This window comes from Pelomonas caseinilytica (assembly GCF_021353235.1).
Classification (GTDB): Bacteria; Pseudomonadota; Gammaproteobacteria; order Burkholderiales; family Burkholderiaceae_C; genus Pelomonas; species Pelomonas caseinilytica.
On sequence record NZ_JAJTWT010000011.1, the window covers coordinates 24,058 to 43,751 of the forward strand.

Consider the following 19,694-nt stretch of genomic DNA (forward strand, 5'->3'; position numbering starts at 1 on the left):
GCTAGCCGCCTGTCCACCGGCACACGCCGGCGTGACGAATGATGGGGCGACAAGCCGTCGCTAGCATCGAAGGTTTTGGTCACACCAAACCCAAGGTCATGCCCCGACTGCACGCCGCACCCGCCCTGCTCCTGGCCGCCGCCCTGGCCGCCCACGCCCAGGACGCCGCCAAGGAATCCGCCCGCGACGCGTCCAAACCCGCCGCCTGGAACGTGAACGCAGCGCCGGGTAAGGCCCGCACGGCGAACATCGACGTCAGGACCGGCACGTGGATGAGCGTGGACGTGAGCCCGGATGGCAAGACCCTGGTCTTCGACATGCTTGGCGACCTCTACACCCTGCCCATCGCGGGCGGCGAGGCCCGGCCGCTGACGCATTCCATCGCCTGGGAGCAGCAGGCCCGCTTTTCGCCGGACGGCAGGCGCATCGCCTTCCTGAGCGACGCCGGCGGCGGCGACAACCTCTGGGTGATGGACGTGGACGGCAGCCACGCACGCGCCGTCACGAAGGAGGACTTCCGGCTGCTGAACAACCCCGTCTGGCATCCGAGCGGCAAGTTCCTGCTGGCCCGCAAGCACTACACCGGCACCCGCAGCGCCGGCTCGGGCGAGATCTGGCTCTACGCCGTGGATGCCGACGCCGCCAAGAACAAGGGCGTGCAGCTCAACGACAAGCCCAACTGGCAGAAGGACCTGGGCGAACCGGCCATCTCACCGGACGGCAAGCACCTCTACTACAGCCAGGACACGACGCCCGGCCGCGTCTTCCAGTACAACAAGGACGGCAACGGCGAGATCTACAGGATCTTCCGCCAGGACCTGTCCGACGGCTCGGTCGAGCCCTTCGTGCAGGGTCCCGGCGGCGCGGTGCGCCCCACGCCGTCACCCGACGGCAAATACCTCGCCTTCGTGCGCCGCGTGCGCAACCAGAGCACCCTCTTCCTCAAGGACCTGGCCACCGGCCGCGAAACGCCCGCCTGGGGCGGCCTCTCCCGCGACCTGCAGGAGATCTGGGCCATGTGGGGCGTCTACCCCGCCTTCGCCTGGATGCCCGACAGCAAAGAGATCGTCGTCTGGGCCGAGGGGCGGATCTGGCGCGTCGCCCCCTTCAAGGGCACCGCCGCCGAGATTCCTTTCCACGTCAAGGACAGCCGCGAACTGCGCGAGCCCATGCGCTTCGTGCAGGAGGTGGCGCCGGACAAGTTCGCCGTGCACCAGTTGCGCGGCGCCCAGGTTTCGCCGGACGGCAAACGGGTGGTCTATTCAGCGTTGGGCGCGCTCTACGTCAAGGACCTGCCCGACGGCACGCCTCGCCGCCTGACCCGGCAGAACGAGGCCTTCGAGTTCGCGCCGAGCTGGGCCCGTGACGGCCGCAGCCTGGTCTACGCCACCTGGCGCGACGACACCCAGGGCAGCATCCGCCGGCTGGAGCTGGCGTCAGGCAAGGAGACGGTCCTCGTCAAGGAACCCGGCAAATACCTCGAGCCCCGGCTCTCGCCGGATGGGCGCCAGCTCGTCTACCGCAAGGTCAAGGGCGGCGGGCTGACCAGCCCCTGGCACAGCCTGGACACCGGCCTCTACCTCGTCGCCGCGGACGGTTCCGGCAAGCCCGAGCGCATCGGCAAGGAGGGCAGCGGCGCCCAGTTCGGCGCACGCAGCGACGAGGTGTTCTTCACCCGGGCCACCGACCCCAGCGAGGTGGACCAGCGCTTCTCGCTGACCCGCCTGAACCTGCGCGACCGCAGCGAGACCGAGGTGGCCCGCAGCGACTTCGCCAGCGAGTACAGCGTCTCGCCCGACGGCCTGTGGCTGGGTTTCGTGGAGCGCTCCCACGCCTACGTCATGCCCCTGCCCAACGTGCAGGGCCAGGCCGGCAAGGCCATCGTGGTGGGCGCCAAGATGGACGCCCTGCCCGCCCGGCAGCTCGACGTCGACGGCGGCCACGACCTGCACTGGAGCGGCGGCGGCGCTCGCCTGCACTTCAGCCTCGGCGACGAACTCTTCACGGCACCTGCCGACGGCCAGGACAAGGCGACCGGCCAGAAGATCGGCTTCGAGCAGGCCAGTCACCGGCCTGCCGGCAAGATCGCGCTGACCGGCGCGCGCCTCGTGACGATGAAGGGCCAAGGTGACGAAGGGGTCATCGAGGGCGGCACGGTGCTGGTGGACGGCAACCGCATCGTGGCCGTCGGCCGGGACGTCGCCATCCCGGCCGAGGCGCGGCGCATCGACGTGTCCGGCAAGACCATCGTCCCGGGCTTCATCGACGCCCACTGGCACGGCGCCATGAACGACTCGGGGCTGATCCCGCAGCAGAGCTGGGTCAACCTCGCCTCGCTGGCCTTCGGCGTGACGACGCTGCACGACCCGTCCAACCTCAACTCGGCCATCTTCACTCAGGCCGAGATGCAGCGCGCCGGCCTGGTGCTGGGCCCGCGCATCTACTCGACGGGCACCATCCTCTACGGCGCCCGCACGCCCTACACCGCCGTCGTCGACGGCCTGGACGACGCCCTGGCCCACCTGCGCCGCCAGAAGGCGGAAGGGGCCATCAGCGTCAAGAGCTACCAGCAGCCCCGCCGCGACCAGCGCCAGCAGATCCTCGAGGCCGCCCGCCAGACCGGAATGATGGTGGTGCCCGAGGGCGGCGCCCTGTTCCAGAACAACATGACCATGGTGGTCGACGGCCACACGACGGTGGAGCACGCCCTGCCCATCGCCGAGGTCTGGGACGACGTCAAGCAGTTGTGGGGCCAGCAGGCCACTGGCTACACGCCGACGCTCAACGTCGGCTACGGCGGCCTGGACGGCGAGCACTACTGGTACGCCCACACGGAGGTCTGGAAGCACCCGCTGCTGTCCCGCTACGTGCCTCGCACCGTGCTGGAGCCGCGCGCGGTGCGCCGCGAGACGGCGCCGGACGAGGACTTCAACATCCTGCGCGTGGCGCGCACCGCGACCCAGCTCTCGCGGGCCGGCGTCAACACGATGATCGGCGCCCACGGCCAGCGCGAAGGCCTGGGCACCCACTGGGAGATGTGGATGTTCGTGCTCGGCGGCATGACGCCGATGGAGGCCTTGCGCACGGCCACCATCAACCCCGCCCGCAACTTCGGCTTCGACAAGGACCTGGGCTCCATCGAGCCCGGCAAGCTGGCCGACCTCGTCGTCATCGACGGCAACCCGTTGGCCGACATCCGCCAAAGCGACCGCGTCGTCCAGGTCATGCAGAACGGCCGGCTCTTCGACGCGGCGACGATGAACCAGCTCGCCCCCGAGGCCAGGGCACGCAAGCCGCTGTTCTTCGAGGGCCCCGACGGCAAGACCATGCCCATCGACGGCGAAGCGCTGGAGGCCGGGCACTTGGGCGATTAGGGACTGCTCGCACTGCGGCAGCAGGCCGCACCGTCGTGCGAACAGGCCCTAGAATGCCGCCCGTCAGGAGAGCGCCCCGTCGATGTTGGGGGCCGCCGAAGGCGCAGGGTCCCAAGACTCGAACGCTCAGGCAAAAGGACTGACAAAACGCCGTCCGTGGCAGACACTGGCGGCGTTCCTCACTGGAGAGAGGCTGGCCCCAGGCCAGCCCACCGAAGGGGCAAGCTTGCGCGGGACAGCCACCGCCTTGTCAATCTCTCAGGTACCCGGGACAGCGAGGACATCCAAACCCGAATTCCGTCGGAGCCCTCGATGTCCTCATTGCTGAAAACACCTCTTAACGCCCTCCACGTCGAACTCGGCGCCAAGATGGTGCCCTTCGCCGGCTACGACATGCCGGTGCAATACCCCACCGGCGTCATGGCCGAGCACAAGCACACGCGTGCCGCGGCCGGCCTGTTCGACGTGTCGCACATGGGCCAGGTGCGCCTCGTGGGCCCCGATGCCGCAGCGGCGCTCGAGACCCTGGTGCCCGTCGACATCATCGACCTGGGCGTCTTCAAGCAGCGCTACGCCCTCTTCACCAACGACCAGGGCGGCCTGCTCGACGACCTGATGGTCTGCAAGCGGCCCGACGACCTCTTCGTCGTGGTCAATGCCGGCTGCAAGGAGCAGGACATCGCCCACATGCGCCAGCACATCGGCTCGCGCTGCGACGTGGTTCCCATGCCCGAGCGTGCCCTGCTCGCGCTGCAGGGCCCCGAGGCCGTGACGGTGCTGTCGCGCCTGAATGCCGACGTCGCCAAGCTGACATTCATGACCGGCGGCTTCTTCCAGCTCGACGGCATCGACACCTTCCTGACCCGCTCCGGCTACACCGGCGAAGACGGCTTCGAGATCTCCGTCCACGAGGACGACGCCGTGGCCCTGGCCCGCAAGCTGCTGGCACATGCCGAGGTCAAGCCCATCGGCCTGGGCGCCCGCGACTCCCTGCGCCTGGAGGCCGGCCTGTGCCTCTACGGCCATGACATCGACGCGACCACCACGCCCGTCGAGGCCTCCATCACCTGGGCCATCCAGAAGGTCCGTCGCGCCGGCGGTGCACGCGCCGGTGGCTACCCTGGTGCGGCCGTCATCGACGCGCAACTGGCCAACGGCCCGGCCCGCAAGCGCGTCGGCCTCGTCGGCAAGGAGCGCATGCCGGTGCGCGAAGGCGCCCGGATCGTGACGGCCGACGGCACCGAGATCGGCGTCGTCACCAGCGGCACCCTCGGCCCCACGGTCAACCAGCCCGTGGCCCTGGCCTACGTCGGCACGCCGCATGCCGCCCTTGGCACCGAAGTCTTCGCCATCGTGCGCGACAAGCGCACGCCCATGGTCGTCTCCGCCACCCCCTTCACCCCCAACCGCTACTACAGAGGCTGAATTTGGCCCACCCCCTACCGGCTTCGCCGGCCCCCTCCAGGGGGCGCACCCGATGGCCCGGCAAAGCCGGTTCCATGGGTGCCGCTGGGTTTGATACGGTTTCCGCTGAGTCCTTCATCTCTTTCACCTGAGGAGTTTCCGAATGTCCGTCAAGTACACCCCCGACCACGAATGGATCGAAGTCCACGGCGACGGCACCGCCACGGTCGGCATTACCGTGCACGCCCAGGACGCGCTGGGTGACGTGGTCTTCGTGGACCTGCCCGAAGTGGGCAAGGCCTATGCCGAGAAGGAAGTCGCCGGCGTGGTCGAGTCCGTCAAGGCCGCCGCCGACGTCTACATGCCCGTGGACGGCGAGATCACCGAGGTCAACGAGGCCCTGCGCGACGACCCGGCCCTGGCCAACTCCGACCCGCTCAAGGCCGGCTGGTTCTTCAAGGTCAAGCTGAGCAACCCCGCCCAGCTCGACGGCCTGATGGACTCCACGGCCTACGACGCGCTGTTGAAGACGCTCTGACCCGCGCCCCCTTTCCAGAAAAGGCAACCACAGAGGCACAGAGACGCAGAGCAGGCCTGGAGACCGGACTCTCCGTGCCTCTGTGGCTCTGTGGTTGCATTTGATTCTCCCCAGACACCTGCCCCGCCATGCCGACGCCGCTCTCCATCCTCGAAGACGCCACCGAATTCCAAGCCCGTCACATCGGGCCCGATGCCGTCGATGAATCCCTGATGTGCGCCGCGATCGGCGTGGCCAGCCGCACGGCCCTGATCGACGCCGTCGTGCCGGCCTCCATCCGCCGCTCGGCCGGCATGGCCCTGCCCGAGCCCATCACCGAGGCGGGCGCGCTGGCCGAGCTCAAGACCATCGCCGGCAAGAACAAGGTCTACAAGAGCTTCATCGGCCAGGGCTACCACGGCACCCACACGCCCGGCGTCATCCTGCGCAACATCCTCGAGAACCCGGCCTGGTACACCGCCTACACGCCCTACCAGGCGGAGATCTCCCAGGGCCGGATGGAAGCCCTCGTGAACTTCCAGACCATGGTGGCCGACCTGACCGGCATGGACATCGCCAACGGCTCCATGCTGGACGAGGCCACGTCGGCCGCCGAAGCCGTCACGCTGGCCAAGCGCTCGGTCAAGAGCAAGAGCAATGTCCTCATCGTCGCTGGCGACGTGCATCCGCAGACCATCGAGGTCATCCAGACCCGCTGCGCGCCGCTCGGCATCGAGGTCAAGGTCGGCATGGCGCCCGCGCTGATGGCCGAGAACGACTACTTCGCCGTCGTCTGCCAGTACCCCAGCACCACCGGCCTCATCCACGACCTGAAGGCCTTCACCGAGCAGGCCCGCGCCAAGCAGGCTGCCTTCATCGTCTGCGCCGACCTGCTGGCGCTGACGCTGCTGGTGCCCCCGGGCGAGTTCGGCGCCGACATCGTCGTCGGCAACACCCAGCGTTTCGGCATGCCCATGGGCGCCGGCGGCCCGCACGCCGCCTTCCTCGCCTGCCGCGACGAGTTCAAGCGCTCCATGCCGGGCCGCCTCGTCGGCGTCAGCAAGGACGCCCAGGGCCACCCCGCCCTGCGCCTGGCCCTGCAGACCCGCGAGCAGCACATCCGCCGCGAGAAGGCCACCTCCAACATCTGCACGGCCCAGGTGCTGCCGGCCGTCGTGGCCAGCATGTACGCCGTCTACCACGGCCCGCAGGGCCTCAAGCGCATCGCCGAGCGCGTGGCCAGCTACACGGCCATCCTGCACGCCGGCCTCACGCGCATGGGCCTCAAGGTCGTGACGCCGCACATCTTCGACACGCTGCTCGTCGAATGCGAGGCCGGCGTCGTCATGGCCAAGGCCCTGGCCGAGCACGCCAACCTGCGCCGGCACGGCGACCGGCTCGTCGGCGTCGCCCTGGACGAGACCACCACGCGGGCCGACATCGAAGCCCTGTGGCGCTGGTTCGCGCCCGCCGGCGCCACGGTACCCACGGTGGCGGAGTTCGCGGCCGGCGTCGACAGCCTGATCCCGGCCCAGCTGCGCCGCACCAGCGCCTTCCTGACCCACCCGGTCTTCAACACCCACCACAGCGAGACCGAGATGCTGCGCTACATCCGCAGCCTGTCGGACAAGGACCTCGCGCTGGACCGCAGCATGATCCCGCTGGGCTCCTGCACCATGAAGCTCAACGCCACGGCCGAGATGATCCCCATCACCTGGCCTGAGTTCGCGGGCGTGCATCCCTTCGCGCCCCAGGACCAGCTCGCCGGCTATGCCGAGCTGGACGCCCTGCTGCAGCAGTGGCTGTGCCAGGCCACCGGCTACGCCGGCATCAGCCTGCAGCCCAACGCCGGTTCCCAGGGCGAATACGCCGGCCTGCTGGCCATCAGGGCCTGGCATGCCTCGCGCGGCGACCACCAGCGCAATGTCTGCCTCATCCCCGAGAGCGCCCACGGCACCAACCCCGCTTCCGCCCAGATGTGCGGCATGCAGGTCGTCGTGACCAAGTGCGACAAGGAAGGCAACATCGACCTGGCCGACCTCAAGGCCAAGTGCGAGCAGCACGCCGACAGGCTCGCCGCCATCATGATCACCTACCCCTCCACGTATGGCGTCTTCGACACCCACGTGAAGGAGATCTGCGCCATGGTGAAGGCCCACGGCGGCCGGGTCTACGTGGACGGCGCCAACATGAACGCCCTGGTCGGCGTGGCCGCGCCGGGCGAGTTCGGCGGCGACGTGAGCCACCTGAACCTGCACAAGACCTTCTGCATCCCCCACGGCGGCGGCGGCCCGGGCGTCGGCCCGGTCTGCGTGGTGGAAGACCTCGTGCCCTTCCTGCCGTCGCACCGCACCGCAGGCCTGGGCAAGGCCAGCAACATCGGCGCCGTCAGCGCCGCCCCGCTCGGCAATGCGGCCGTGCTGCCCATCTCGTGGATGTACATCCGCATGATGGGCGCCGAGGGCCTGCGCAAGGCCACCGAAGTCGCCATCCTGAACGCCAACTACGTGGCCGCGCGCCTGAGCGAGCACTACGACATCCACTTCAGCGGCGGCATCGACGGCGTCAAGGGCGGCGGCGTGGCCCACGAATGCATCCTGGACCTGCGCCCGCTGAAGGACAGCTCCGGCATCGGCGCCGAGGACGTGGCCAAGCGCCTCATCGACTACGGGTTCCACGCGCCGACGCTGAGCTTCCCCGTTGCGGGCACGCTGATGGTCGAGCCGACCGAGAGCGAGAGCCGCGCCGAGCTGGACCGTTTCATCGACGCCATGGTCCAGATCCGCCACGAGATCGCCGACGTCGAGGCCGGCAAGCTGCCGCGCGAGGACAACCCGCTGGTGAATGCCCCGCACACCAGCATGGTCGTCAGCGCCAGCGACTGGCCGCACGCCTACGCTCGCGAGGTGGCCGCCTTCCCGCTGCCTTCGCTGCGCCGCCAGAAGTACTGGTCGCCCGTGGGCCGCGTGGACAACGTCTACGGCGACCGCAACCTGTTCTGCTCCTGCGTGCCTCTGTCCGAGTACGAGGCATAAGCCCCCAACCGGCTTCACCGGCCCCTTCGACGGGGCGCTGCCCGTGGCCTGGAAAAGCCAGGTCCACGGCAGCCGCTGGATGAGTCGGGCGGCCACAAGCCGCCCTCTGCTGAATCGAGGTTCCCATGGCCGTTTCCGTTTTCGACCTCTTCAAGATCGGCATCGGCCCGAGCAGTTCGCACACGGTCGGGCCGATGCGGGCCGCGCGCCTGTTCGGACTGCGGCTGCAGCATGACGGCCTGCTCGAGCGCACGGCGCGCGTGCAGGTCATCCTCTACGGGTCGCTGGGTGCCACCGGCAAGGGCCACGGCAGCGACAAGGCCGTGCTGCTCGGCCTGGCGGGGCACGAGCCGGACACGGTGGACGTCGAGGCCATCCCGGCGCTGCTGGAAGGCATACGCAGCGGCGACCTGAACCTCGTCGGCCAGCACAAGATCGCCTTCGACGAGGCCCGTGACCTCGTCTTCAAGCGCCGCGAGACCCTGCCCTTCCACGCCAACGGCATGCGCTGCATCGCCTTCGACGCCGAAGGCGCCGAGATCGCCAACCGCGTCTACTACTCGGTCGGCGGCGGCTTCGTCGTCAGCGACGAGGTGGCGGCGGACGGCAGCAAGCAGAAGGTCATCGCGCCCGACACCACCGTCCTGCCCTATCCATTCAAGACCGGCGACGAACTGCTCGCCCTCGCCAAGCGCCACGGCCTGCCCATCGCCGAGCTGATGCGCCGCAACGAATGCCACTGGCGCACCGAGGCCGAGATCGACGCCGGGCTGCTGAAGATCTGGGCCGTGATGCAGGCCTGCGTGCAGCGCGGCTGCCGCACCGAAGGCATCCTGCCCGGCGGCTTCAAGGTCAAGCGCCGCGCACCCGAACTCTTCCGTGCCTTGACCGCCAACCCCGAGGCCGCCCTGCGCGACCCGCTGCAGGTGATGGACTGGGTCAACCTCTACGCCCTCGCGGTGAACGAGGAGAACGCCGCGGGCGGACGCGTCGTCACGGCGCCCACCAACGGCGCCGCCGGCATCGTGCCGGCCGTGCTGCACTACTACTCCCGCTTCGTCCACGGCAGCACGCAAAAGGGCGTCATCGACTTCCTGCTCACGGCCGCGGCCATTGGCATCCTCTACAAGGAAAACGCCTCCATCAGCGGCGCCGAGGTCGGCTGCCAGGGCGAGGTGGGCGTGGCCTGCTCCATGGCGGCTGGCGCCCTGTGCGCCGTCATGGGCGGCACGCCGGAGCAGGTCGAGAACGCCGCCGAGATCGGCATGGAGCACCATCTCGGCCTGACCTGCGACCCCGTCGGCGGCCTGGTGCAGATCCCCTGCATCGAGCGCAACGCCATCGCCTCGGTCAAGGCCATCAACGCCGCGCGCATGGCGCTGCGCGGCGACGGCACCCACTTCGTCAGCCTCGACAAGGTCATCAAGACCATGCGCGACACCGGCGCCGACATGATGACCAAGTACAAGGAAACCGCCCGCGGCGGCCTGGCGGTCAACATCGTCGAATGCTGATGTGAGCGGCAAGCACATCGCCCAAGCGGGCCGGCTTGGGAGCGGCCCTGCGCTCGGCCCGCAGCTGAATCGAGCACGGAGACGGCCATGTGCCTTGCCGCCTTCGCGCTGAACGCCCACCCACGCTTCCCGCTCGTCATCGCGGCCAACCGCGACGAGTTCTTCGCGCGCCCTGCCGCGCCCATGGCCTGGTGGCAGGTTGCGGGCACCGAGGTGCTGGCCGGGCGCGACCTCTCGGCCGGCGGCACCTGGTTCGGGCTCACCCGTGCCGGCCGCCTGGCCTTGCTGACCAACATCCGCGAGCCGGGCCGCCAGCGCGCCGACGCGCCGTCGCGGGGCGCCCTCGTCGTCGACTGGCTGCGCCGGGACGACGATGCCACGCGCTTCGCAGCCTCCCTGGCGCCGGGCTACAACGGCTTCAACCTGATCACGGCGGATCTGGCGCGCCGGGACTGGCACTGGATCAGCAACCGCACGCCCTCGGCCCAGCGACTGCCCGACGGCATCCACGGCCTATCCAACGCCGCCCTCGACACTCCGTGGCCCAAGACCCTGGGCCTGAAGGCCGCGCTGGCCAGCGCCCTCGCCGCCGATCCGGCGCCTGACGTCTTGATCGAGCGCCTCTTCCAAGCCCTGGCAGACCCCACGCCCGCCCCCGACGCCGCGCTGCCGGACACCGGCGTCGGCCTGGCGCGCGAGCGCCTGCTCTCCCCGCGCTTCGTGCGCCTGCCCGACCCGGACGCCCCGGACCTCGCCGTCTACGGCACGCGCTGCTCCACCGTCCTCGTGCAGGAGGCGGACGGGCGACTGACGGTGGTGGAGCGCAGCGTCGCTGCGGACGGGCGCGGCACGGGCGAGGTGAGCCATCGGATCGAGCCCGCGGGTCATCCGTAACATCCGGCAGCCCGCCCCGGGCCACAATCCGCCCGCCGTGACCGCCGCCGTCGTCGCCCCCCGCCGCCAGCCGCCCGACCCGCGCCTGCTGCAGCGCTGCCTGCTGCTCGCGGTGCTGCTGCACATCTGGCTGGTGCTCGTCTTCGGCAACGCCACCGGCACCGCCGCCCCGGGCCAGGGCGTCTGGGGGAGCCTGACGGTCCGGCTGCTGGGCCGCAGCGGCGCGGAGCGTGAAGCGCCACCCTCCCCCGCCGACCGCAGCGGGCCGGTCGACCCGACGCCCCGCACCGAGCCCGCAGCCACGGCCACCCCGGCGCCCCCGGCCGGCGAACCCGGCACGGCCACGCTCAAGCTCCCCGAGGGCTTCCGCCCCGTCGAGCGCCAGGAGGTCTCCCGCCCCTCGGCCACCGCGCCCACGCCGCTGCAGTTGCCGACCGCCGACCTGCCCGCCGCCGTCGGGCGCCTGGACAGCCGGGCCGACGGCATCACGCCGCTGCCCTCGCCCGCCCGGCTGCGCCCCGCCGACCGGCCGCCCGAACTCGCCACCCTGCCCGCCGACCTGCCCGCGCCTGTGAACCGGCTGGACGGCCCCACCGCCCCGGCGCCCGCCACACCCCTGCCACGCGCGACGGCGCTACGGCCTCCCGCGGCCACGGCGGCCGAAAGCCTGCCTACCGCTGACCTGCCCCCGGCCGTCAGCCGCCTGGAGGCGCCGGCCGGCGCACCGGCCACGCCGGCCCTGCCCCGGCCGGCCGAGCTGCGCGCGGCCCCGGCTCCCACCCCGGCCGGCGCAGCCCTGCCCGACACCGCCCTGCCGCCCGCCGTGCAGCGCCTGGAAACGCCCGCGGCGGATGCGGGGCGCGTGGCGCCGCTACCGCGCGCCGGCGAACTCCGCACGCCCGCCGCCCCATCCACGGCGGCCGCCCTGCCCAGCGGGCAGGACCTCCCGGCCCCGGTGCAGCGGCTCGAGCCGGCCGAAGCCGCCGCCCCCGTGGCGCCACTGCCCTCGACCGCCCGGCCGGGCCGCGAACTGGCCGCGCCCGGTGCCTCGGCGCTGCCGGACCTGTCGACGGCCCTGCCCGGCCAAGTCAGCGCACCGGCAGCCCCTGCCGGGCCCGCCCGCGGCGATCCGCTCGCCAGCCCGGTTGCGCAGCCGGGCACGGCCACCGGCACGCCCGACGCCACGCCGCGGCTCGGGCCCAACGTGCCGCTGCCGCCCTCGGCCGCCGCCAGCGCGCCGCGCCCGCCGTTGAACCTCTCGCTGCCCCGGGGCGACCTGGCCGCCCGGCGCGGTCCTGGCCTCGTGGAGCTGCTGCCGCAACCGCCGGAGCACAAGTCCAAGCTGGAGCAGTCCATCGAGGACGCCGCCAACAAGGACTGCCGCAAGGCCTATGCCGGGGCCGGCCTGCTGGCCGCCGTGCCGCTGGCCATCGACGCGGTGCGGGGCAAGGGCTGCAAGTGGTGATGCCGGCGCCGGTTTCGCCTCCATAGTTCACGCCGCCCAGCCGGCGCCCCCTCCAGCCCGGCCCGCTCCGACCCGAAGATGCCTGCACAAGGAGTGTCCTCGTGCTGCGCCGCTTTGTTTCCACCGCCCTCGCCCTGCTGGCCGCCGCGCTCACGCCGACCGCCCACGCCGCCGACCTGACCCCGCTCGAGACCCGCTGGCTGCAAGGCATCCGGCCGGTGGTGGAGCAGGCGCGCCAGGCCCTGTCCCTGCCGCTCGACCTGGTCGTTCAACCCCAGGACGCGCCGGGCGCCGCGCCGCTGGCCCTGGGCTTCGTCGATGGCCGTTGCAAGCTCGTGCTGTCCATGCGCGGCAATCCCGAAGCCCTGCGGCAGATCGACGCCCTGGATGCCGCGCTGCGCGGCCCCGCGCTGGAGCTGATGGCGGCCCATGAGATCGGCCACTGCCGGCGCTATCTCGACGGTGCCTGGTACAGCGTGCCGGCCGGCTTCGTCGCCGCCAAGGTGCCTGAAGGCCTCGCGCCCGACCTGCGGCAGGCCTGGCTGGACATGCGGTCCACTCGCCGGGAGGAGGCCTATGGCGACCTCGTCGGCCTGGCCTGGACGCAGGAGCACCACCCCGAGCTCTATGCCCGGCTGCATGCCTGGCTGGTGGCCGAGCGCTCGGCCGACCTCATTCCTGGCAGCCATCACGACACGCTGGAATGGCTCGCCCTGGCCGCCGACCCGGCCCGCCTGGGCGGGGTGCCGCTCTTCGACGCCGCCGGCCGAGCCTGGCTCCAGGGGCTGAAGGAATAAAAAGTGCCCCGGCCCTTTGCAGGAGCCGGGGCCTCAACGTCGCTGACCCCATGTCATCGACGCCTGCCGAGGGACATCGGACAGGGAGCGGGTGCTCAGGCGCCATTCAAGCCGGCTCCCCGGCGGGGCGCGCGACGCTGCGACGAGTCGGCTCCTGCCGGTCATGAACGGCCTGCCCGGCGGCCTGTCTGGCGTTGACGGCCGCCTCAGGCACCCGGCGTGCCGAAACCGCCGCCGAGCACCACCTTCCCCCGCATCCGCCCGCTCTCCACGAGGGCGTGGGCGCGCCTGAGCTGGGCGGCGTCGATGGGCTGCAGGCGTTCGCTCACGGTGCTGCGCAGGCGACCTTGGTCCACCAGGGCCGCCACGCGGGCCAGCAGCCGGCCTTGGGCGGCGACGTCGGCCGTGCCGAACATCGGCCGCGTGAACATCATTTCCCAATGCAGGGACAGGGCCTTGCGCTTGAGCTGCATCACGTCGACCGGGCCGGACAGGTCGTCGATGATGCCCACGCGGCCCTGAGGCGCGGCGGCGTCGATGAGGCCGGTCCAATGCTGTTCGGTGTGGCTCAGGCTGGCCACGAACGCCACCTCGGCCACCCCGGCGGCGACGAGCTGAGGCCGCAGCGGCTGGCCGTGGTCGATGACGGCATGGGCGCCCAGCTCCCGGACCCAGGCCTGGGTCTCGGGCCGGCTGGCCGTGCCGATGACGCGCAGCTGGGTCAGCTGCCGGGCCAGTTGCACGAGGACGGAGCCGACGCCGCCCGCGGCGCCGATGACGAGCAGGCTCTGGCCCGCCCCACCGCCCTCGGGCACGCCCAGGCGATCGAACAGCAGCTCCCAGGCCGTGATGGCGGTCAGCGGCAGGCCGGCGGCCTCGGCATCCGGCAGGCTGCGCGGCGCGTGGGCGGCGATGCGGTGGTCCACCACCTGCAGCTCGGCATTGGAGCCCGGCCGGTTGATGGCGCCGGCGTAATAGACCCGGTCGCCGACCGCGAAGCCTTCGACCGCCTCGCCCAGCGCCTCGACGGTGCCGACGGCGTCCCAGCCCAGCACCTCCGGCTGGCCCGGCTGCGGCGCCCGGCTCCTGCGCACCTTGGTGTCCACCGGGTTCACGGACACGGCGCTCACGCGCACCAGCAGGTCGCGCGGGCCGGGTGCCGGCGGCGGCAGCTCCAGGTCCACCAGGGACTCGGGATGCTCGATGGGCAGGGATTGCAGGTAGCCGATGGCTTTCATGGGGCGTCCTTTCGACGTCAGTCAACGATGGCGTCATGGTCCCGGGTCCGCTTTCATTCAGAAAGCCTAGGATTGGCGAATCAGTTTCACGGTTCGCATGAAAATCGATCGCCTCGCGCCCTTGCAACTTTTCATCGCCGCCGCGGAGGCCGGCAGCTTCTCGGCCGCTGCCCGGCGCCTGGACCTCGGGGCCGTGCAGGCCAGCGCCACCATCGCGCGGCTGGAACGCGAGCTGGGCGTGCGGCTGTTCGAGCGCTCCACGCGCCGCCTGCGCCTGACCGAGGCGGGCGAACAGTGGCTGCCGCATGCCCGGCAGCTCCTGGCCGCCTGGGAGTCCGGGCAAGCCGCCCTGCGTGACGCGGCACAGGGCGAACGGCCGCTGTCGGGCCGGCTGCGGGTCAGCCTGCCCAGCGACCTCGGCCGCCAGCATCTGTGGCGCTGGATGGAGGATTTCATCGCCACCGAACCGCCGGCCCCGGGCGGCGGGGCCCTGCGGCTGGAGGTGCGGCTGAGCGACCGCGTCGCCGACCTCGTCCAGGAGCCGGTGGACTACGCGGTGCGCTACGGCGAGCCGCCCGATTCCAGCCTCGTGGCCCTGCCGCTGGTGCCGGACAACCGGCGCGTGCTGTGCGCCAGCCCCGCCTACCTGGCGCGGCACGGCCATCCCCAGGCGCCCGAGGACCTGCGGGGCCACGACTGCCTGCGCTACGTCCTCGGCGACAGCCTGCATGCCCGCTGGCGCTTCGAGGCCGCCGACGGCACGGCCACAGCCGTCGAGGTGCGCGGCAGCCGCATTGCCGACGACGGCGGCCTGGTACGCGAATGGGCGGTGGCCGGGTTGGGGCTGGCCTACAAGAGCGCGCTGGACGTGGCCGACGACCTGGCCGCAGGCCGTCTCGTGGCCCTGCTGCCGGGCTGGCGCGGCGAGGCGGCGCCGCTGCACTGGATGGCCGTCGGGCGGCACCGCATCACACCTGCGCTGCGACGCCTGGCGGCCCACCTGCGGCTGGGTTGCGAGGCGCTGGCCCGGCGAAGCTGAGCGACCGCGCCGCCGGATCAGGTCTGCAAACCCGCCGTTATTGCGGGCATGGCCGCCGCCGCAGCGCCCGCATGATGGGCCACCTCCCTCTTCGGCTCGCCACGTGGTTGCTTCCGTCAACAGCTCACTCGTCAGCCTGCTGACCTCCAAAGGCCAGGACGCCACCGGCGGCGGCACCATCGCCTCCGCAGCCAAGGCCCGCCTGAGCCCGGCGGCACTGCGCCACGCCGCCGCTTCCACCGGCGCCGCCTCGGCCGCGCAGGCGCTCGAGACCAGCCAGCGAAAGCTCGGCAGCGAGCTGCGCGCCGCTCTCGCCAAGGCGGGCGTCAAGCTCGGCGGCGCGGTCGAGTTCTCGGTGTCGGGCACCGGCGCCGTCGACATCAAGGCCACGGCGGCCGACAAGGCCGCCATGCAGGCCTTTCTCAAGGCTGACACCAGCAAGCCGAGCTTTGCCAGCCGCATCGCCACCCAGGCCCGGGATGCGCTCAAGCTGTCCGGCAGCATCCAGCAGAGCGCCGCCATCTCGCAGGCCGCCAAGGCGGGCAAGAGCGCCGCGGGCGTCATGTCCCTCTACACCTCGCTGATGCAGCAACCGGCCTCGGCCCAGGTCGTGTTCTCGCTCTCGGCCTCCGCCAGCACCCTCAGCTACCCCGGCTCGCTGACCGCCAGCGCCTGAGGCACCCCCGAGCGCGCGGAGGCTCGGGCGGCCTGGCTCGATGACCTGCGGCCACCCGCCAGCGGTTAGCCTTCGCCCATGGACTCCCTCATCTCGGCCGCCGCCCGCGCGCTGGCCCAGGGCGACTCGCTCGCGGCCCTGAAGCGCGTGGCCCTGCGCGACGACCCGCCGGCCCTGGCGCTGCGCGGCATCGCCCTGGCCCAGCTGGGCGAGCTCCCGCGTGCCCGCGAGCTGCTGCGCCAGGCGGCGCGCAGCTTCGGGCCGCGGGAGGCGCTGGCGCGGGCGCGCTGCGTGGTGGCCGAGGCCGAGGTGGCCCTGGCGCTGCGCGAACTGGCCGAGCCGCCGCGCACCCTCGACGCCGCCCGCGCCACGCTGGAGGCCCGCGGCGACCACGCCAATGCCTTGCAGGCGCGGCTCATCGGCACCCGGCGCCTGCTGTTGCTGGGCCGGCTCGATGCGGCGCGCGCCCTGCTTGCGCCCCTGGAAGGCCAGGCGCTGCCGCCCCTGCCGGGCGCCGTCGCCGCCCTCGCCGCGGCCGAACTGGCCCTGCGCGGCCTGCGGCTGGATGAGGCCCGCGCCGCCCTGGCGCGGGCCGAGGCGGCGGCGGCACGGACCGGCATCGCGGCGCTGCAGGCCGAGGTCGCCCAGGCGCGGGCGCTGCTGGAACAGCCCGCGGCCCGGCGCATCGCACAGGGCCGGGCTGAGGCCCTGCGGCTGGACGAAGTGGCCGCCTGCCTGGACTCCGGCGCCCTGGTCGTCGATGCCTGCCGCCATGGCCTGCGGGCCGGCGCCGCCTGGCTGCCGCTGGCCCGCCGGCCCATCCTCTTCACGCTGCTGCGCGTGCTGGCCCAGGCCTGGCCGGGCGAGGCCGAACGCGACGCCCTGATCGCCCAGGCCTTCCGCATCCGCCACGTCGACGAAACGCACCGTGCGCGGCTGCGTGTGGAGATCGGCCGGCTGCGCGCCCTGGCCGGCGGCCTGGCCGGCATCGAGGCGACGGCGCGTGGCTTCCGCCTCGCGCCGCTGCAGCAGCGCCCGGTGGTGCTGATCGCCCCGCCCGTGGACGGCGGCGCCGGCGAACTCACCGCCTTGCTGGCCGACGGCGCCGCCTGGTCCACCTCGGCTCTGGCCCTGGCCCTGGGCGCCAGCCAGCGCACCGTGCAGCGGTCGCTGGCCGAACTGGAGGGCCAGGGCCTCGTCCGTGCCGTCGGCCAGGGGCGCTCGCGCCGCTGGGTGGCGCCGCCGCTGACCGGATTCACGACGATCTTGTTACTCCCTGCCGCGCTGCCGATTCCCTAGAGTGCCTTCACCGCTTCACATCCCACGAGGGAATCACACGATGAACATCATTCACCGGGTCGGCATCCAGGCGCCCGTCTCCAAGGTCTATGCCGCGCTCACCACCATCGATGGCCTGTCCGGCTGGTGGACGCGCGACACCACCGGCGACGCCCGCCCCGGCGGCGCCATCGAGTTCCGCTTCCGCTCCGCGGATGGGAAGGACATCGGCGGCTTCGGCATGGACGTGCTGGAGCAGGCCCCCGGGCAACGGGTGCGCTGGCGCGTCAAGGAGGGGCCGGCGGAGTGGCTGGGCACCGAGATCGACTTCGAACTCACGCAGGAAGACGGCTTCACCATCGTGCGCTTCGGGCATCGCGGCTGGCCGGCGGACGGCGACTTCATGGCCCACTGCAGCACCAAGTGGGCGACCTTCCTGCTCAGCCTTCGCGACATGGTCGAGAGCGGCCAGGGCCGGCCCGCGCCGAACGACCTGAAGATCAGCAACTGGCATTAGGACTGCGCCATGACCGACACCTCCTGCGCCGAGATCCTCCGGGAGTACGGCCCCTTCGCCGGCGCCGGGCACATCCACGGCATCAGCTTCGACGGCAGTCACGTATGGGCGGCCACCGGGGCGCAGCTGCTCGCCATCGAGCCCGAGGGCGGCTCGGTCGCGCGAACGCTGGCCGCGGCCTGCGACGCCGGCACCGCGTTCGATGGCAGCCACCTGTGGCAGATCACCGAGTCGCGCATCGACAAGATCGACCCGCACAGCGGCGAAGTGCTGGCCTCCATTCCCGCGCCGGGGCACGGCGGCGATTCGGGGCTGGCCTGGGCCGAAGGCAGCCTCTGGGTCGGCCAGTACCGCGAACGGAAGATCCACCGCATCGACCCGGCCACGGGCGCCATCCTGCGCACCATCGAGTCGGACCGCTTCGTCACCGGCGTCACCTGGGTCGACGGCGAACTCTGGCACGGCACCTGGGAAGGCGAGGAAAGCGACCTGCGCCGCATCGACCCGCAAAGCGGCGCGGTGCGCGAGCGCCTCGCCATGCCACCGGGCATGGGCGTCAGCGGGCTGGAGTCCGACGGCGCCGACACCTTCTACTGCGGCGGCGGACCGAGCGGCAAGGTGCGTGCGGTCAAGCGCCCCGTCAGGGCGGGACGCTAGCGCTGCACCGGCCCTGGCCAGAGCAGCCGACGCAGGGCCGGCTGCCGCAGCGCCAGCCCGACCCACATCGCCACGCCGACATAGACGCCGAAGAGCACGTGCGTGGCGAGCGGCGAGCCGATGCGGTAGTGGGTCGCCACCGCGCCGCCGAGGAAGGCCGTGAGGTAGATGGCGCCCAGCAGCGCGGTGCGCGGCCAGGCGTGGAGCACGGTACCGATCGCCAGCAGCACGCCGAGCGGGAACACGGAGGCCGCAGGCCAGCCCAGCGCCTGCGTGCCACGCAGCACGGGCTCGACCTCGAGCAGCTTGCCCAGGGCGTCGAGCCCGAAGAAGAGCGTGGCCAATGCCGACAGGCCGATGCCGGCCTTGCGCGCCGCCGTCATTGCCCGGCTCCCTGGCCTTTCAGCGGCAGCCAGCCGTTGCGCTTGAACGCCTCCCACACTGCCATCGCATGGCCATGACCCAGGCCAGCGAACCCCTTGATCCAGCTGACGAACTCCGTCGCCCGGGTGTCGGGCCGCAGGACGCCGGCCTTCACCGCGTCGTCGAAGAACTCCTGCGGGCCCTTGCCCGTCTTGGCGCGGATGGTGGTCATGTAGGCTTCGAACGTCATGCAGGCATCCCGTCTGAATTGGATATAGTTCACTATAGTTAATATGGCATCACCGGGCAAGCGGAACTATCGTTCGGAGGCACGCTCCGAGGCCGCCGAGCGCACGCGGCAGCGAATCCTCGACGCGGGCAAATCGCTGTTCTCGCGCAAGGGCATCGACGCCACCACCGTCGCCCAGATCGCCGAGCGTGCCGGCGTGTCGGAGCCCACGGTCTACGCGACGGTGAAGTCCAAGGCGGGGCTGCTGGACGCGCTGATCCGCGACGCCATCTTCGGCCCGCGCTTCCAGCAGGCCCAGAGCCGGCTCGACGGCGTCGACGACCCCGTCCGCCGCATCGCGCTGACCGCCCACGTGGCGCGCGCCATCTACGAGGCGGAGAGCAAGGAACTGAGCGTGCTGATGAAGTCGTCCGCGTTCTCGCCGGAGCTGCGCAAGACCCAGCAGAGCTTCGAAACGCTGCGCCGCACGATGCAGCAGGAGCGCATCGAGGCCCTGTTCGCGGCCGGACGTGCGCGAGCCGGGCTCGACCCCGACCGCGCGGCTGCGCTCCTTTGGATGTACACGAGCCGGGAGCTGTATCAAAAGCTCGTGCGGGAGTCCGGCTGGACGCCCGACGCCTACCAGGCCTGGCTGGAGCAGACGCTGCTCGAGACGCTCACGCAGGGTTCCTGACTA

17 protein-coding genes and 2 riboswitches are annotated in these 19,694 nt (G+C 71.8%); of the genes, 14 read left to right on the plus strand and 3 right to left on the minus strand.

The window, feature by feature from the left end; all coding sequences use genetic code 11:
• Positions 1-98 precede the first annotated feature (98 nt).
• The 8 genes from LXT12_RS26790 to LXT12_RS21450 all read left to right on the plus strand — a co-directional run bounded on the left by LXT12_RS26790 (position 99) and on the right by LXT12_RS21450 (position 13,000).
• Complete coding sequence (locus tag LXT12_RS26790; protein ID WP_255763736.1) at positions 99-3,374, plus strand: amidohydrolase family protein; 3,276 nt, start codon at positions 99-101, stop codon at positions 3,372-3,374.
• 54 nt (positions 3,375-3,428) lie between these two features.
• A riboswitch (glycine riboswitch) is annotated at positions 3,429-3,526 on the plus strand.
• Between the two features lie 20 nt (positions 3,527-3,546).
• Positions 3,547-3,659, plus strand: a riboswitch (glycine riboswitch).
• Between the two features lie 27 nt (positions 3,660-3,686).
• Positions 3,687-4,799 carry a glycine cleavage system aminomethyltransferase GcvT gene (gene gcvT / locus LXT12_RS21420; protein WP_233394334.1) on the plus strand — a complete coding sequence of 371 codons (1,113 nt, stop codon included), beginning with the start codon at positions 3,687-3,689 and terminating at the stop codon, positions 4,797-4,799.
• Positions 4,800-4,941: 142 nt separating this feature from the next.
• Positions 4,942-5,316 (plus strand): glycine cleavage system protein GcvH, encoded by a 375-nt coding sequence (gene gcvH, locus LXT12_RS21425; protein ID WP_233394335.1) that lies wholly within the window; start codon positions 4,942-4,944, stop codon positions 5,314-5,316.
• 128 nt (positions 5,317-5,444) lie between these two features.
• Positions 5,445-8,330, plus strand: coding sequence for an aminomethyl-transferring glycine dehydrogenase (gene gcvP, locus LXT12_RS21430; protein ID WP_233394336.1), 2,886 nt, complete (start codon positions 5,445-5,447; stop codon positions 8,328-8,330).
• A gap of 125 nt (positions 8,331-8,455) precedes the next feature.
• On the plus strand, positions 8,456-9,844 hold the full coding sequence (locus tag LXT12_RS21435) for an L-serine ammonia-lyase (RefSeq protein ID WP_233394337.1): 1,389 nt from the start codon (positions 8,456-8,458) through the stop codon (positions 9,842-9,844).
• A gap of 87 nt (positions 9,845-9,931) precedes the next feature.
• Positions 9,932-10,738: an NRDE family protein gene (locus LXT12_RS21440; RefSeq protein ID WP_233394338.1), complete on the plus strand. Its 807-nt coding sequence runs from the start codon at positions 9,932-9,934 to the stop codon at positions 10,736-10,738.
• Between the two features lie 37 nt (positions 10,739-10,775).
• The gene (locus LXT12_RS21445) at positions 10,776-12,203 is read left to right on the plus strand and encodes a hypothetical protein (protein ID WP_233394339.1); all 1,428 of its coding nucleotides are present in this window, start codon (positions 10,776-10,778) and stop codon (positions 12,201-12,203) included.
• Between the two features lie 101 nt (positions 12,204-12,304).
• Positions 12,305-13,000, plus strand: coding sequence for a hypothetical protein (locus LXT12_RS21450; RefSeq protein WP_233394340.1), 696 nt, complete (start codon positions 12,305-12,307; stop codon positions 12,998-13,000).
• Between the two features lie 206 nt (positions 13,001-13,206).
• Here the strand turns inward: LXT12_RS21450 and LXT12_RS21455 are convergent, their stop codons facing one another.
• Positions 13,207-14,238 (minus strand): zinc-binding alcohol dehydrogenase family protein, encoded by a 1,032-nt coding sequence (locus LXT12_RS21455; RefSeq protein ID WP_233394341.1) that lies wholly within the window; start codon positions 14,236-14,238, stop codon positions 13,207-13,209.
• A gap of 97 nt (positions 14,239-14,335) precedes the next feature.
• Between LXT12_RS21455 and LXT12_RS21460 the strand changes: the two genes are divergently transcribed.
• From LXT12_RS21460 to LXT12_RS21480, 5 genes are all read left to right on the plus strand, one after another.
• A complete protein-coding gene (locus LXT12_RS21460) occupies positions 14,336-15,277 on the plus strand; it encodes a LysR family transcriptional regulator (protein WP_233394342.1) in 942 nt (313 codons plus the stop codon).
• 103 nt (positions 15,278-15,380) lie between these two features.
• Positions 15,381-15,953 carry a hypothetical protein gene (locus LXT12_RS21465; protein ID WP_233394343.1) on the plus strand — a complete coding sequence of 191 codons (573 nt, stop codon included), beginning with the start codon at positions 15,381-15,383 and terminating at the stop codon, positions 15,951-15,953.
• 78 nt (positions 15,954-16,031) lie between these two features.
• Positions 16,032-17,252: a helix-turn-helix domain-containing protein gene (locus tag LXT12_RS21470; protein ID WP_233394344.1), complete on the plus strand. Its 1,221-nt coding sequence runs from the start codon at positions 16,032-16,034 to the stop codon at positions 17,250-17,252.
• A 40-nt stretch (positions 17,253-17,292) separates the two neighbouring features.
• The gene (locus LXT12_RS21475; RefSeq protein ID WP_233394345.1) at positions 17,293-17,748 is read left to right on the plus strand and encodes an SRPBCC family protein; all 456 of its coding nucleotides are present in this window, start codon (positions 17,293-17,295) and stop codon (positions 17,746-17,748) included.
• A 9-nt stretch (positions 17,749-17,757) separates the two neighbouring features.
• Positions 17,758-18,405 (plus strand): Vgb family protein, encoded by a 648-nt coding sequence (locus LXT12_RS21480; protein WP_233394346.1) that lies wholly within the window; start codon positions 17,758-17,760, stop codon positions 18,403-18,405.
• On the opposite strand, the gene LXT12_RS21485 is transcribed toward LXT12_RS21480, so the two are convergent.
• Together LXT12_RS21485 and LXT12_RS21490 are read right to left on the minus strand one after the other, a co-directional pair.
• Entirely contained in the window at positions 18,402-18,788 is a 387-nt protein-coding gene (locus tag LXT12_RS21485; RefSeq protein ID WP_233394347.1) for a DoxX family protein, read from the minus strand. The two genes, LXT12_RS21480 and LXT12_RS21485, sit on opposite strands and share 4 nt — an antisense overlap.
• Positions 18,785-19,018 carry a DUF4287 domain-containing protein gene (locus LXT12_RS21490; protein WP_233394348.1) on the minus strand — a complete coding sequence of 78 codons (234 nt, stop codon included), beginning with the start codon at positions 19,016-19,018 and terminating at the stop codon, positions 18,785-18,787. The genes LXT12_RS21485 and LXT12_RS21490 overlap by 4 nt, the downstream gene beginning before the upstream one ends.
• A 43-nt stretch (positions 19,019-19,061) precedes the next feature.
• Here LXT12_RS21490 and LXT12_RS21495 point away from each other — a divergent pair, with 43 nt between their 5' ends.
• Positions 19,062-19,691, plus strand: coding sequence for a TetR/AcrR family transcriptional regulator (locus LXT12_RS21495; RefSeq protein ID WP_233394349.1), 630 nt, complete (start codon positions 19,062-19,064; stop codon positions 19,689-19,691).
• Positions 19,692-19,694: the final 3 nt, after the last annotated feature.